This is a genomic window from Acinetobacter sp. ACIN00229 (assembly GCF_016106645.1).
GTDB lineage: Bacteria > Pseudomonadota > Gammaproteobacteria > Pseudomonadales > Moraxellaceae > Acinetobacter > Acinetobacter oleivorans.
Map to the genome: position 1 here is coordinate 85,257 of NZ_JADWOM010000010.1, position 13,879 is coordinate 99,135.

The 13,879-nt window shown below is 39.0% G+C and carries 13 protein-coding genes and 4 tRNA genes; 7 read left to right on the forward strand and 10 right to left on the reverse strand.

Translation table 11 applies throughout. The features are described from left to right. Positions 1-63: 63 nt before the first annotated feature. Positions 64-1,014 (forward strand): cation diffusion facilitator family transporter, encoded by a 951-nt coding sequence (locus I7H67_RS11065; RefSeq protein WP_198307861.1) that lies wholly within the window; start codon positions 64-66, stop codon positions 1,012-1,014. Between the two features lie 18 nt (positions 1,015-1,032). On the opposite strand, the gene I7H67_RS11070 is transcribed toward I7H67_RS11065, so the two are convergent. After that, the gene (locus tag I7H67_RS11070; protein ID WP_005300922.1) at positions 1,033-1,371 is read right to left on the reverse strand and encodes a membrane protein; all 339 of its coding nucleotides are present in this window, start codon (positions 1,369-1,371) and stop codon (positions 1,033-1,035) included. 276 nt (positions 1,372-1,647) lie between these two features. On the opposite strand from I7H67_RS11070, the gene I7H67_RS11075 reads away from it, so the two are divergent. Continuing rightward, the gene (locus I7H67_RS11075; RefSeq protein WP_005300925.1) at positions 1,648-2,598 is read left to right on the forward strand and encodes a hypothetical protein; all 951 of its coding nucleotides are present in this window, start codon (positions 1,648-1,650) and stop codon (positions 2,596-2,598) included. A gap of 91 nt (positions 2,599-2,689) precedes the next feature. Here the strand turns inward: I7H67_RS11075 and I7H67_RS11080 are convergent. The 8 genes from I7H67_RS11080 to I7H67_RS11115 all read right to left on the reverse strand — a co-directional run bounded on the left by I7H67_RS11080 (position 2,690) and on the right by I7H67_RS11115 (position 7,717). Further along, positions 2,690-2,765, reverse strand: a tRNA-Glu gene (locus I7H67_RS11080). Positions 2,766-2,795: 30 nt separating this feature from the next. Further along, positions 2,796-2,871, reverse strand: a tRNA-Glu gene (locus I7H67_RS11085). Positions 2,872-2,992: 121 nt separating this feature from the next. Then, entirely contained in the window at positions 2,993-3,892 is a 900-nt protein-coding gene (locus I7H67_RS11090) for a hypothetical protein (protein ID WP_151827028.1), read from the reverse strand. 119 nt (positions 3,893-4,011) lie between these two features. Beyond that, complete coding sequence (locus I7H67_RS11095; protein WP_198307862.1) at positions 4,012-5,430, reverse strand: amino acid permease; 1,419 nt, start codon at positions 5,428-5,430, stop codon at positions 4,012-4,014. Positions 5,431-5,558: 128 nt separating this feature from the next. Beyond that, positions 5,559-5,634: transfer RNA gene (locus tag I7H67_RS11100), tRNA-Glu, on the reverse strand. Positions 5,635-5,659: 25 nt separating this feature from the next. Beyond that, positions 5,660-5,735 (reverse strand) — tRNA-Ala (locus I7H67_RS11105). Between the two features lie 57 nt (positions 5,736-5,792). Next, positions 5,793-7,301 carry a glutamate--tRNA ligase gene (gene gltX / locus I7H67_RS11110; protein ID WP_151822082.1) on the reverse strand — a complete coding sequence of 503 codons (1,509 nt, stop codon included), beginning with the start codon at positions 7,299-7,301 and terminating at the stop codon, positions 5,793-5,795. 116 nt (positions 7,302-7,417) lie between these two features. Continuing rightward, positions 7,418-7,717, reverse strand: a complete 300-nt coding sequence (locus I7H67_RS11115; RefSeq protein ID WP_005300933.1) for a hypothetical protein — start codon at positions 7,715-7,717, stop codon at positions 7,418-7,420. Between the two features lie 399 nt (positions 7,718-8,116). Here I7H67_RS11115 and I7H67_RS11120 point away from each other — a divergent pair, with 399 nt between their 5' ends. Beyond that, a complete protein-coding gene (locus tag I7H67_RS11120) occupies positions 8,117-9,115 on the forward strand; it encodes a sulfate ABC transporter substrate-binding protein (RefSeq protein ID WP_198307863.1) in 999 nt (332 codons plus the stop codon). 77 nt (positions 9,116-9,192) lie between these two features. Here I7H67_RS11120 and I7H67_RS11125 read toward each other — a convergent pair whose 3' ends face one another. Beyond that, complete coding sequence (locus I7H67_RS11125) at positions 9,193-9,792, reverse strand: TetR/AcrR family transcriptional regulator (protein ID WP_198307864.1); 600 nt, start codon at positions 9,790-9,792, stop codon at positions 9,193-9,195. 122 nt (positions 9,793-9,914) lie between these two features. Between I7H67_RS11125 and I7H67_RS11130 the strand changes: the two genes are divergently transcribed. The 4 genes from I7H67_RS11130 (at position 9,915) to ftsI (ending at position 13,878) form a co-directional block, all read left to right on the forward strand. Beyond that, entirely contained in the window at positions 9,915-10,520 is a 606-nt protein-coding gene (locus I7H67_RS11130; protein ID WP_013196688.1) for an NAD(P)H-dependent oxidoreductase, read from the forward strand. A 258-nt stretch (positions 10,521-10,778) separates the two neighbouring features. Next, positions 10,779-11,702, forward strand: coding sequence for a 16S rRNA (cytosine(1402)-N(4))-methyltransferase RsmH (rsmH, locus tag I7H67_RS11135; RefSeq protein WP_005300940.1), 924 nt, complete (start codon positions 10,779-10,781; stop codon positions 11,700-11,702). Continuing rightward, the gene (ftsL, locus tag I7H67_RS11140; RefSeq protein ID WP_004789835.1) at positions 11,702-12,034 is read left to right on the forward strand and encodes a cell division protein FtsL; all 333 of its coding nucleotides are present in this window, start codon (positions 11,702-11,704) and stop codon (positions 12,032-12,034) included. The genes rsmH and ftsL overlap by 1 nt, the downstream gene beginning before the upstream one ends. An 11-nt stretch (positions 12,035-12,045) precedes the next feature. Beyond that, on the forward strand, positions 12,046-13,878 hold the full coding sequence (gene ftsI / locus I7H67_RS11145; protein WP_005300944.1) for a penicillin-binding protein PBP3: 1,833 nt from the start codon (positions 12,046-12,048) through the stop codon (positions 13,876-13,878). Position 13,879: the final 1 nt, after the last annotated feature.

Here is a 13,879-nt window from a genome sequence, read left to right on the forward strand (position 1 = left end):
GTAATGGTGTCTTCATCGTTACTTTTAACTCACCATAAAGATAAATAAAAAGGAGTCCGCAAAATGGGTGGACATCATGGTCATGATCATAGTCATGCTGTAGTGACTGAAGGTAATGCTAAGAAATTAACAATTGCTTTAGCGCTTACGACAACGTTTTTAATTGTTGAGGTCATTGCAGGTTTAATCACACAAAGTTTGGCATTGCTTTCTGACGCTGCGCATATGTTTACAGATGCAGCTGCTTTGGCAATTGCTTTGGTGGCCATTCAAATTTCCAAACGTCCTGCCGATAATAAACGTACTTTCGGTTATCAGCGCTTTGAAATTCTGGCTGCTTTATTTAATGCACTCATGCTTTTTGTGTTGGCAATTTATATTTTATATGAGGCCTATATCCGCTTCTCTAAGCCACCTGAAATTCAAAGTATGGGAATGCTCATTGTGGCGACCATTGGTTTGGTGATTAATCTCATCTCAATGAAAATTCTCATGTCGAGTGCCAATAGCAGTTTAAATGTGAAAGGTGCTTATCTGGAGGTATTGAGTGATGCGCTAGGCTCAGTCGGCGTTATCATCGGAGCACTCATCATTTACTTCACCAATTGGTACTGGGTCGATACGATTATTGCGGTACTGATTGGCTTTTGGGTATTACCAAGAACATGGGTTTTACTTAAACAAAGTATTAATATTTTGCTCGAAGGCGTGCCAGAAGAAGTGGATATTGAGAAGTTACGTACAGACCTACTTTCTTTAAATGGTGTGGAGAGTATTCACCAACTTAAAGTATGGGCGATTACTTCTAAAAATATCCATTTAACAGTGCACTTATTTGCACCGCAAGTGGATCGTACCAAGCTCTATCAAGATGCTGTTGAAATGCTTTCCCATGAACATGGTATTGGCGAAGTAACCTTGCAAATTGAAGACGATGCCGAGATCAATTGCCAGCATATTGCTCAACATGCTTCACACGAGCATGATGATAAAGAACATTCACATCAGCATTAAGCTGATGTGAACACTTTTTTAAATTTCCCATTCGTGATTGCAGTCACGGCATTTCCAATGTTTTTGTGACTGCATAAATGCTTGCATAGACAGTTTAAAGTCCGGCAAATCACGCCAAAACATAAAACCTGCTCCTACAGTCACAACAAAAACAACTACTGTTGCAATTTGAAGAGTGCTACCTGCACCATTGCCAAAAATCCACATAAAAATGCTAATCACAACCAAGAGTAAAAGCATAAAAAGTGCAGGAATTAAGATAGCGAGGCTTTTAGGAACTGCTGGTTTTACGCTGTTCATGCCTTGGCTTACAGGCATGATTTTAACACTTTGACATTGAGGGCAACGATATTGCATGAGAACTCCACATTTAGTTTGAATCTATTCTAACGGAAATGTCGGAAAAGAAAAAAATTTGTAAGATATCGATGAAGTGCTATGAGTTAGCAAAAAAAATTACTTATGAATAAACAAAGAAATATAAAAAACTGATGATTTATCCGTACACATAAAAATTAAAATAATATTGTAGAGCATGCTAATCTACAGAAAAATGAAGTGTGATTAGCACTATAAATGAGCTTAAATACTCGTAAATAGGACGTGGAATAAATATAAAAAGGAGAGAGGGACTTGGGTCAACAAGATGACAATAAGTCGCAGCCTACAACGACAGCATCGGTTTTAGCTACCCCAGATACCGCAAAACCGTCATTATCTCGTCGATTACTGCATAAGACATTGCAACATGCCCAAGATGCAGTTGGGTTTGCTAGCGACACAACACGTAATATTGCAGAGGTTGCAGATGCGGCTTTAGATGCGCTCGATCAAGTGACTACTCATACGCGACGTGGAGTTGTTGGAATGACAAATCTGGCGGCCGGCACTGTACGAGATATGGTGTCTGAAACCAGTGAAACCGCACGCCAAGTTGCATTGATAATGGCACGTACATTTTTGGGGAAGAGTACCTTAACGTTGTACTTACCTGAAATGTTATTAAATAATCAAATCCGTAAGCGCATAGATCGCTCTGAAATTGATGATATTAAAATTAAGTGCGGCAATGATAGTTTCCAAGTCGAGATCGATGGGCATTATCATCGTTTCATGTACCGTTTAAGTTTAGATTTTAAAGTATTGGAATGTCGTATTGGGCAGGAAAAGTTTTTGCGCCTACGTCAAATGGATGAGAGTCTTGATGTCCAGATTCGTCATGGAGGAACGCTGTCAAACTGGGCTGTGCGCCGTATTGGTCGAGTTGGTTTTGAAGTCGTAAATATGTTACCCATTCCATCACTTATTAATCATTTGATTGGTGATATTCCGGGTATCCAACGTGATGGTCACCGTATGTGGTTTATTGACCTAGAGCAGGCAGGATTTATTGACTTTATTAATAACCGATCTTGGATGGTTGAAAAGCTTTTGAGTCTGACAGATTTTAGTATTTTACCTGGTTTGAATATTTTGAGAGAAAGTCGAGAGTTGGTCCAGCAATTAGTAGATCAATTTGAAATTAGAGGACTACGGGTACAGTCAGGTCGCCTTGAAGTACAAGTGGGAATTGCAAGCTCATAGAGCATAGTAAAAGCTGATCATTGATTGGCTTTTTATTTTTTTAGGCAAAAAAAAGCCACTGACGTTATTTATGCAGTGGCTTTTTAGAATTTGGCGTCCCTACGGGGATTCGAACCCCGGTTACCGCCGTGAAAGGGCGATGTCCTAGGCCTCTAGACGATAGGGACATATGTGAGGCATACATCTGAAAAAATTATTGGCGTCCCTACGGGGATTCGAACCCCGGTTACCGCCGTGAAAGGGCGATGTCCTAGGCCTCTAGACGATAGGGACGTTTCAGAGGTGGGCGTATATTAGGTCGATTTAATAAAAGTGTCAAATAGTTTTCTGAAGAAATATTAAAAAAAACAGTCAACCGATTAAAAATAACTCTAATTGTAGAAAATATATACATTTATCCTTCATTTTTCTGAAAAGGCTCAATAATTGCCTTTATAACAGACGGATGTTGTAGATAACCTAAAATCTCATGCGGCTGGTTGGCAAAGGTATAAATTTTCTGATTAATAATTGGAGGATCAAAATTAAATGGGGCCTCACATAGTGGAAATGCAGTTAGAAAATCGTCTTGAGAGTAAAAATTAAACCAATCACCGTGAATACATGATGGCCTAACAATTGGAATCGGAAGCTTACTTTGAATTACGCGAAAAGATAAAGGAGAAGCTAACGTTATAAATCGTTTAATTGAGAACCGATATGCAGGATTTGAAAGAAGGTTAAAGGCAATAACCGAGCCGAGAGAGTGCGCAACGACAATATAATCTTCATTTTCTCGCATTTTCTTTAAAATCCGTTCATTTACTTCCTCCATAAATTCAGGATTAGATAAGTACATATAAGTCTCAATCAGAAACTGTTGTATCAAGCTCTCATGTAATTTAGGGAAGTTATTTAACAGAACAACCAACTCTTTGAGTAGGCGGTCTTTTACGAGCTGAGAGGTCAGATAGATTCGTTCTGAAAAGCTTTTTTCAGCGGAGTCAGTTGCTGGTAGCAATAAAGGAACAAATGGAGTGTGCTCTTTAGTAGGGGGATTATGGGGATGTAAATGAATGGGTAAATAATTATTTAAAAATGACTTAGGTAATAACGTGTTGAGGTCTAATTGGTTGCTTAATCGATATTTAGTCATTAGGTCGCCATAAAATGGCATATGAATATGAAGATCGCGCACGTTAACTTTGCAAGGCATTTGTTTTAGGCCAAGCTTAAATACTTTTAGCCAATGCTCTTTTAAGCGATGAGCAGTGTAATTCTGTTGATTCATCCCGTGGATAAATATAATTTTCATTCTATACAAGGAATTGTTTTTAATATAAATTTTAATCTACAACGGTACGTTATATAAAGCCAGTATGTAGGCAAAAAAAAGTGTAGCTTTTTGCTACACTTTAATTCATTCAAAGCGAATTAGGCTTTATTGCGGTAAAAAATAAAATAGCTGACATAACATAAAGCTGTAAAAATAAGACAGCCCACAAAACCAGCACGCATTTCAGGGTCTGCAGCCATACTTAAGCAAGTAATAAAGCAGAAAATAAAACCTAAAATTGGAACGATAGGGAATAATGGAGCGGCATATTGTAAGTCTTTAACCGTATGGCCAGATTTGTACCATTGGCGGCGGAAATTGAACTGACTTAAACAAATGCTCATCCAGACAATAACCATGGTAAAAGCAGCTACACCGAGTAGATTCTTAAAAATAGTCTCTGGTGCAAATTGCTCTGATAACAAACCAGGAATTGCTCCAAACATTGTTACAACTAGAGCAACAATAGGTGTTCCACTTCTTGAAAGTTTAGAAAATACGCTAGGTAATAATTTTTGTTCCGACAGTGACCACATCATACGTGAAGCAGCATAAAGTCCTGAGTTTGCTGCTGAAAGCAGAGCTGTAATAATTACAAATCGAATAATATCATCCGCATATGGAATGCCAATATAATTAAATACAGTAACAAATGGACTGCTACTTACGCTTTCACCGCCTAGACCTGCAAGCTGGAAGGGAAGCAAGGCGCTAATAACAATAATGGTACCTACAAAGAAAATAAGAAGACGCCAAATCGCGGCATTAATTGCTTTGGGTACATTCTGAGCTGGATCTTTGGTTTCACCTGCTGCTACGCCAATTAATTCTGTGCCTGAGAAAGCAAAGTTAACAATCAGCATGGTGGTGAAAATAGGAATTAAACCATGTGGGAACCAGCCTTGCGCTGTAAGGTTACTAAATAGCGGTGCAGTTTGGCTGCCATGAAAAGGAATTAAACCAAAAATTGCTAGCAGGCCAAGCACAATAAAAGCAATCACGGTAATGACTTTAACAAGAGCGAGCCAAAACTCAGACTCAGCAAAAATGCGAGTTGAACTAATATTTAAGCCAAAAATAGTGATTGCAAAAACAATTGTCCAGATCCACATTGAAATATGTGGGAACCATTCCTGCATGAGTAATGCCGCAGCTGTGAACTCAGTTCCAAGCGTTGCAGTCCAGGTCAGCCAGTACATCCAGGAAATCATATAGCCAGTACTAGGACTAATATATTTTTTGGCATAAGCACCAAAAGAGCCTGAAACAGGCATGTGTACAGCAAGCTCTCCTAGGCAAAGCATGACCATATAAGCGATCGCGCCACCAAGTATATAGGCAATAATTGCGCCAATAGCTCCAGTTTGTGAAATGACTTCCCCTGAACCTAAAAAGAGACCAGTTCCGATAGCTCCGCCTAGTGATAACATCACAAGATGGCGAGTACTCATGGCTCTTTTTAAAGGTGCAGTACTGTTCTGATGCTGAGCATCTAGTTGATTGTCAGATGGCTGCATATTACACATTGAGAGAATTAAGAAAGACGTTATTTTAGATAAAATAGACAAATGTGCAATCTAGAAAGAGATAAAGAATAAACAGTAAGGTGACGATAGAGTCTTTTTATAATTTTTAAAGCAGAATATGGCGTCCCTACGGGGATTCGAACCCCGGTTACCGCCGTGAAAGGGCGATGTCCTAGGCCTCTAGACGATAGGGACTTGATGAGGCAAACACAAAGGAGCGTGGTGGAGTCAAGCGGGATCGAACCGCTGACCTCTACAATGCCATTGTAGCGCTCTACCAACTGAGCTATGACCCCAGTTTGTGTGAGCGCAATATTAGGGTGGATGCGCTCACACGTCAACAAAAAAATGAATTAAGCTTCGCTAGTTGCTTCATTTTTAGGCAATTTTAAGCTCTCATTGAGTTTTTCCCAAATTTTAACTTCTTTCTTGCTTGGTCCACCCACAACTTCTAAGGCACGGCGTAAACGAGCAAAAGTTAAATCAGGCCCAAGGGTCACCATCGACTGCATTACAGGTGTTGAACTCGTTGAACCTGCAATTGCGATAAAGAACGCTGGCATGAAATCGCGTAATTTAATCTCCATCTGGTTCGCAAGATCCATTAGAGTTTGGCTAACAGTGTCATTGTTCCAAGTAAACTGACCTTCAAGACGCCAAATTGCAAATTGCAGACTTTGACGAACCTGTTCTTGAGTCAATTTTTTGCTTTCAAACATTTCAGCAGTAATTTGTGGCATATGGTTAAAATAGAAACCAGCCCAATTCACAGCTTCTGAAAGTAAATTAATACGTGGTTGAATGGCAGCTGCAATATCTTCTAAAGTGCTGCGATCACTTTTCCATGTTAATAAACGGTCTAATAATTGGCCAGGTGTTAAACCTTTGATCCATTGACCATTTAACCAATTCAGTTTTTCAACATCGAAAATTGGTCCACCTAATGAAACACGTTGAATATCAAAGCTATCCATCATGTCTTGTAGCGTAAATACTTCACGCTCATCTGGCATTGACCACCCCATACGGCCTAAATAGTTTAATAAGGCTTCTGGTAAAACGCCGATATCGCGGTAGTAGTTAATTGATGTCGGGTTCTTACGTTTAGATAATTTTGATTTATCTGGGTTACGCAACAATGGCATGTGGCAAAGTGTCGGCATTTCCCAACCAAAATATTGGTAAAGCAATTGATGCTTCGGTGCAGATGGAAGCCATTCTTCACCACGTAATACATGAGTGATTTCCATTAAATGGTCATCTACAACATTCGCTAAATGATAAGTCGGTAAGCCATCATTTTTAAGAAGAACTTGCATGTCGACTTGCGCCCAAGGAATTTCAACTTCCCCACGTAATAAGTCATTAAATTTACAAATACCTTCTTCAGGTACTTTCATACGAATGACGTGGGGTTCGCCCGCTTCTAAGCGACGAGTCACTTCTTCTTGAGAAAGTTTTAACCCGCGACCGTCATATTTTGGTGTTTCACCGCGTGCTTGTTGTTCAGCACGCATTTGGTCTAGTTCTTCAGCTGTAGCGAAACAATAAAAAGCATGACCTTTTTCAACAAGTTCTAATGCGTATTGCTTATAAATTCCCATACGTTCAGATTGGCGATACGGCGCATGAGGGCCACCTACATCTGGACCTTCAGACCAATTTAGGCCTAACCAACGCAATGAATCCAAAATCATTTTTTCAGATTCTGGTGTAGAGCGAAGTTGGTCTGTATCTTCAATTCTTAGAATAAATTCTCCGCCATGTTGTTTCGCAAAACACATGTTAAATAAAGCGATGTAAGCGGTGCCGACATGAGGAAAACCGGTAGGAGAAGGTGCAATACGAGTACGAACTTTCATAGGTAATGGGTCAAAATAAAAATTGAAACTATTATAACGAAAAAGCCCAGTATTCTGACGTTTTATTTAACGTCAGTCTGGGCTAAAACTGAAACGAAGAGGGGGTGTTTCAGATTTTAAGAAGCATGCGGCTGGAAGATTGCCTGAACAAAACGTGAAAAACGTTCGTGTTGTGCGGCAAGAAAATTTTGAGTCGGTGTAACGCGAATAGTATTGAGTACTTTAAGCTCATCATCTGAAGAAGGTAATACAATAGGATTACGTTTCTGTTGATCTAAAGCTTTTTCAATAAGCGAAGTCTGCTTATCTGACCCAGTTTTATTTGGGGTATCTTTAAGTACTGCTGCTGCAGAAAATTGTGATGCTAAACCCAGCACCAAACTTAAGCTTAACGCTTTTCCATAATGAATTTTCATTATTAATCATCCCCTCTGTTCATTACATTTCAACTATTTTTTGAGTTTAACGAAATGTAAAATTACGGTAATGCTACGATTTAAACATAAATCTTAATAAAAAAGTGGAACTGTGTCACACTTTTTACAAAAATTATCTATATTTTAATCTGGTCGACCCCAATGTAGGTCATATGTATTCTTTACGCTTCATTATTTAACAAATTAATGTGTAGATAAAGTGAAGGCCCTCATTAAGTTGTAAGAATAATTACAAAAAATTTCAAAAATGAAATGATTTAGGCATTTTAAGCTATATATTTTAAAGAGATTAATAAAAAATATATTAATATAAGTAATTGATTGTAAATTATAAAATTAAAAATATAGTAAAACTAAAACCAATGATGGATTTTGTAAATGAAAAAAATATCAATAATGGCTGTAGCGGTGTACTTGGGAATGGCAACAGCGGCTCAGGCAGCTACTTCTTTTTTAAATGTTTCTTATGATCCGACCCGAGAATTTTATCAAGAATATAATCAGGCTTTTGGGAAGTTCTGGAAACAGCGTACAGGTCAGGATGTTGAGTTTAAACAGTCGCATGGTGGGTCTGGTAAACAAGCTCGGGCAGTGGCTTCGGGCCTCGAAGCCGACGTTGTAACGTTAGCGTTGGCGAATGATATTGATGAGATTGTGAAAGCAGGTTTTATCCAACCGAATTGGCAAAAAGAATTTCCAAACAATTCTGCACCTTATACGTCTACGGTTGTGTTCCTAGTACGAAAAGGTAATCCAAAAAATATACGTGACTGGAATGACTTAACAAAACCAGGTGTGGAAATTATCACCCCTAATCCTAAAACAGGGGGCGCACCGCGTTGGATCTATTTGTCGGCATGGGGTTATGCTTTAAAGCAACCAGGTGGAAATGATGCCAAGGCTCGTGAGTTAGTTAAAAAACTTTATCACAATGTAAAAGTACTTGATTCGGGAGCACGTGGTTCGCTAACAACATTTGCTGAGCGTGGAATTGGTGACGTTTTATTATCATGGGAAAACGAAGCTTTATTGGCGACAAAAGGACCTGATAAAGATAAGTATGAAATCGTTTACCCATCAATTTCAATTTTGGCAGAGCCTTCCGTCGCAATTGTAGATAAAACCGTAGATAAAGATGGCAACCGAACATTAGCAAAGGGCTACTTGAACTTTTTATATTCACCATTAGGGCAAGAGTTGGCGGCTAAACATTATTTCCGACCACGCAATGCGCAAGTGGCTGCTAAATATGCAGCACAATTCCCAAAAATTAGATTATTTACCATTAATGATGTTTTTGGTGGCTGGGCTAAAGCTCAAAAAACTCACTTTGCAAATGGGGCTGTCTTCGATCAAATTTATGATGGGAAGCAATAATTAATTAAGTTTTTTAGAGCCGTTTATTTAATCATTAAGCGGCTCTTTGTATTTTTTAGGTCTTTTTTTTAATTGATTTAGATAGTGCCCAATCTTTTTAATAAAGTATTGATAAAAATATTAATGTAGTGGTCTATATCATCTTTGAAAATCATATATTGTAAAGCTAGCCCATAACTTAATGATACAAGCTCTATGACAATAGAATCATAGTCATTAGGCTCAGTTATCTCCGTTAAAGAAAAGAATTGCTTCATAATCTTCGTTACTTCTTGTTGATGAGTTTTCCAAACCTTTTGATACTCCTCGGCGAAGGTAATATCACGTGCAGCAAACAGTTGTAGTTCTATTGATATTTTAAGCCATTCATCGTTTGTAAAAAAAGCGGTCAGCCATTGGCGCAATGAATCAATTAATTGTTCCGTATTTGAAGGGGCACTGGTAAAGATTTCTTGTAGCTGTAAATTTTCTTTAGCGAATTGAAGCTGCATTAGCTCAAGTAAAAACTCTTCTTTATTGTTGAAATTCGAATAAAAGGCACCTTGAGTATAGCCTGCCTGTTTGGAAAGATTCCTGATAGATACCGCGTTATAACCAAATTCAGAAATGAGAGCAAACCCAGCGTCAATGAGATGTTGCCGAGTTTGTATCTGTTTTTCATTGCGAGAAAGAGTCATAAGAACCGGATAAAATAATAATTGAGATATCACTTGATATCTTAATTTTTATGAGATATTTTTGCTACTCTTTTATTTCAGATATCAACTGATATCTGATTGTGCGACAATAAAGGCGCTATATGTCTCAAGTCTCTAAACGTATTGTAGTTATCAATGGTCATCCATCCGACACTAGTTTTAATCATGCATTAGCTCACAACTATGTAGAGCAGGCAAAAACATTAGGTATTCACGTAGATCTAATAGAAATTGCCAAATTAGGTTTTGAACCTAATTTAAAATATGGCTATGAGAAACGAATGGAATTGGAACCTGATTTAATGAATGCGCTGGAAAAAATTCAGGCTGCCGATCATTTGGTATGGTTCTTTCCAGTATGGTGGGGAGGACTTCCGGCTATCGCTAAAGGTTTTATTGATCGACTCTTTTTACCGAATCTTGTCTTTAGTTACCGAGAAAATAGCAATCGTGTTATTGGTCATTTACAGTCAAAAACAGCACGACTGATTACGACTTTAGATCAGCCGGGTTGGTTTTATCGTTGGTACTATGGTGAGCCAAGTACTCGACAACTTAAAAAAGCGACTTTGCAATTTTGTGGGGTTAGTAAAGTTAAAGTTAATTATGTTGGAACAGTGCGGGGCGCTAGTTCAGACCAACGGCAAAAATGGTTAAATCAAATCGGTAAATATGCAGAAAAAGATTGCCAGCTCATTTCGTCCTAAAGTAAATCGGCGAGGGTTTTTAACAAAATAAGCGTAAAGGAAAAGAGAGTTTTTTAAATAAAGAATTTAATAAAAAAGTTTTATTAATTCGTATTTAACTCTAGAAAATTATTCTTACTTTCTTATTTTGCTTAAAAAGTGCTAACAAAACGGTTTTATCTATGAAAAATTAATATTTTCCTACAAAAAGCCGTTTGGCGTTGGTCATAAACAAGGTGATAATGTGCAGTTACATTTTTACGCAATGATTTAACACCTATGTCGCATATTTCTGTCTTACTTTTTGAGACCGTTGAGAGCTTATTGGCAGATCGCACAACAGGGGTGTATATCGATGCAACCTTCGGAAGAGGTGGGCATACACGTTTATTGCTCTCTAAACTTGATGAAAATGCACGAGTGTATGCATTTGATAAAGACCCTCAAGCACTGGAAGTTGCTGCTGCTTTGGCACAAGAAGATCCAAGATTTACGATCATTCATGCGAGTTTTGCTGATATCAAAGAGAAGATGCAGGAAATTGGCGTGATGAGTGTTGATGGCATTATGGCTGATCTGGGAGTGTCATCTCCTCAACTTGATCAGGCAGAACGTGGTTTTAGTTTCATGCAAGATGGTCCGTTGGATATGCGAATGGATAATTCTAAGGGTTTAACTGCGGCCGAGTGGTTACTTGAAATTGAAGAAGAACAATTAGCAAATATTATTTATCAATATGGTGAAGAGCGTTATAGTCGACGTATTGCTAAAGCCATTAAAAATGCTGGAAAACTAGATACAACTGCTCAATTGGCGGAACTTGTAAAAACAGCTCATCCAAAATGGGAAAAACATAAACATCCAGCGACACGTACATTTCAGGCTATTCGTATTGCTATTAATAAAGAGCTCGAAGATATTGAAGTGTTTTTGCCGCAAGCTGTAGACTTACTCAAACCGGAAGGACGTTTGTCTGTTATTAGTTTCCATTCTCTTGAAGACCGACTGATTAAGCAGTTTATTCAAAAAGAATCTACGTTAGCAGAAGATTTCGGTTGGGGAATGCCAGAACAGCGGGTAGATACAAGAAGATTAAAGAAAATTTCACGGGTTCGTGCGAGTGAAGAAGAAGTAAAAGCGAACCCTCGATCACGTAGTGCATGGCTTCGGGTTGCTGAACGCTTGGAAGAAAAAGGCGCGTAATGAAAAGCAGTGATGAAATCGCAACCACAGAAAACAAAGTGGTGAAAAAAGTTGTGGTGTATACAGTCTTGGTGGCACTTGTTTTTATAAGCGCCATGATGGTGGTATTTCAAGTATTTGAATATCGTCATGATTATAGAGAGCTTAGCTCTTATATGCGTGAACGTGATGATCTCAATGCTGAATGGGGGCGTTTGCTCATTGAGCAACAAACCTTTGGTGCAACGGCACAGATTGGTACACGTGCTGTAACTCAGCTACGGATGTTTTCTCCACCGGCTGCAGAAACGGTGGTAATTTCTTTACCAATGACCTCAGAGCAAAATAAGTAAGGCCTTGCTGTATGGTAGATAAGCGAACAAAACAAACACGGAAAAAACAGCAGTCTATTTCGGAAAAACCAACTCTTGCCTTTGATATGTGGCGGTTTTATCTGCTTTGGGCAGTAGTGTTACTCTGTTTTGTTGTTTTAATTGCACGTGCATTTTATGTACAGGTAATTAATAAGGATTTTTTACAAAACAAGGCCAATGCCAATATTTTGCGTACTGAGCGTGTGGAAGCTATGCGTGGCGTGATTAGTGATCGCCATGGTGTGCCTTTGGCAATTAGTACACCGATCATGAAAATCGTAATGGATCCGCGTGATTATTTCGATACAAAGCATTTATATGACCAAATTACAGCGGAATTGAAGAAAGATCCGAACAATCGTAAATTAAAACGACAATTACCCGATAAAAACTTGAATCTTGATGAGTTGGCGGATGTCGTTGGTTTAGACCGTGCCGATCTTAAAAAGCAGATGAATGCACGACCGCGTTCTCGTTATCTGGTTTTGAAAAAAGAAATACCGCCGCAACAGGCAGACCTTATTACGAAAGGTAACTTTCAAGGCGTGTATGCCGAGAAAACCTATAAGCGTTATTATCCTCAACCACAGCCAAATGCCCAGATTATTGGTTTAACCAACAGTGAAGGCCAAGGGATTGAAGGCTTAGAAATGCAGCTCAATAAACAGCTTTCGGGTGTGGATGGTGAGCAAAAAATTATTCGTGATAAGCGCGGCAATCGCTTAAAAGTTTCAGAGGTTATCCGTGAGGGTGAGCCAGGCGAAAATATCACTTTAAGTATCGACTCTCGTTTGCAATACATTATGTATAGAGAGCTGACCGCAGCTGGTGTTGCAAATAATGCCCGTTCGGCAACGGCAATTGCTGTAGATGTTAAGACTGGTGAAATTCTGGCAATGACCAGTTGGCCGTCATATAACCCGAATGATAAAAATGGTTTGTCTAATAAAGATGCCATGCGTAACCGTGGTGCGATTGATATGTTCGAACCGGGTTCAACCATGAAGCCATTTACAATTTCTTCTGCATTAGAAACTGGGCAATATACGCCTAACACGATTGTAAATACTTCTCCAGGTTCAATGCGTTTAGGTTGGCATACGATTCGTGATACCCATAACTATGGTGCTTTAACTGTTAGTGGCGTCATTATCAAATCTTCAAACGTGGGTTCTGCAAAAATTGCATTGTCACTTCCAAAAGAAACACTACCAAGCTTCTTTAATCGTGCCGGTTTTGGTAAACGCTCGGCTGTGAAGTTTCCGGGGGAAAGTTCAGGTTTAGTGCTTCCAGTAAGTAAATTGAACTCTTCTCAAATTGGTACCATGGCTTATGGTTATGGCCTAAACGCAACTATTCTTCAGTTGGCGCAAGGCTATGCAATGCTTGCAAATCATGGCGTAAAAATGCCTCTAAGCTTGCATAAGCTCGATCAAGCACCTAAAGGTGAGCAAGTTCTTGCTCCAAAAATTGCTGACCAGGTTTTGCTTATGTTAGAACAGGTTACGATGCCTGGTGGTACTGCAAAGCAAGCTAATATTCCGGGTTATCGCGTTGGTGGTAAAACAGGTACGGCTCATAAACTTCGTGCAGACCGTAAAGGTTATTCAAATAATGAATACCGTGCTTTATTTGCTGGTGTTGCGCCAATTAGTGACCCACGTTTAGCCGTTATAGTCGTTGTTGAAAACCCACAAGGCCGTTATTACGGTGGTTTGGTTGCGGCCCCTGTTTTTGCACGCATTATGCAAGAATCATTACGTTTAATGAATGTGCCGCTTGATAAGCCCCTTGATACTTCAGTAAATCCTATTCGCAGGTAAG

Excerpts from the sequence above, each read along its gene's own strand:
- I7H67_RS11065 (WP_198307861.1), top strand. The coding sequence starts at position 64 with ATGGGTGGACATCATGGTCATGATCATAGTCATGCTGTAGTGACTGAA.
- I7H67_RS11070 (WP_005300922.1), bottom strand. The coding sequence starts at position 1,371 with ATGCAATATCGTTGCCCTCAATGTCAAAGTGTTAAAATCATGCCTGTA.
- I7H67_RS11090 (WP_151827028.1), bottom strand. The coding sequence starts at position 3,892 with ATGAAAATTATATTTATCCACGGGATGAATCAACAGAATTACACTGCT.
- I7H67_RS11095 (WP_198307862.1), bottom strand. The coding sequence starts at position 5,430 with ATGCAGCCATCTGACAATCAACTAGATGCTCAGCATCAGAACAGTACT.
- gltX (WP_151822082.1), bottom strand. The coding sequence starts at position 7,301 with ATGAAAGTTCGTACTCGTATTGCACCTTCTCCTACCGGTTTTCCTCAT.
- I7H67_RS11115 (WP_005300933.1), bottom strand. The coding sequence starts at position 7,717 with ATGAAAATTCATTATGGAAAAGCGTTAAGCTTAAGTTTGGTGCTGGGT.
- I7H67_RS11120 (WP_198307863.1), top strand. The coding sequence starts at position 8,117 with ATGAAAAAAATATCAATAATGGCTGTAGCGGTGTACTTGGGAATGGCA.
- I7H67_RS11125 (WP_198307864.1), bottom strand. The coding sequence starts at position 9,792 with ATGACTCTTTCTCGCAATGAAAAACAGATACAAACTCGGCAACATCTC.
- I7H67_RS11130 (WP_013196688.1), top strand. The coding sequence starts at position 9,915 with ATGTCTCAAGTCTCTAAACGTATTGTAGTTATCAATGGTCATCCATCC.
- rsmH (WP_005300940.1), top strand. The coding sequence starts at position 10,779 with ATGTCGCATATTTCTGTCTTACTTTTTGAGACCGTTGAGAGCTTATTG.
- ftsL (WP_004789835.1), top strand. The coding sequence starts at position 11,702 with ATGAAAAGCAGTGATGAAATCGCAACCACAGAAAACAAAGTGGTGAAA.
- ftsI (WP_005300944.1), top strand. The coding sequence starts at position 12,046 with ATGGTAGATAAGCGAACAAAACAAACACGGAAAAAACAGCAGTCTATT.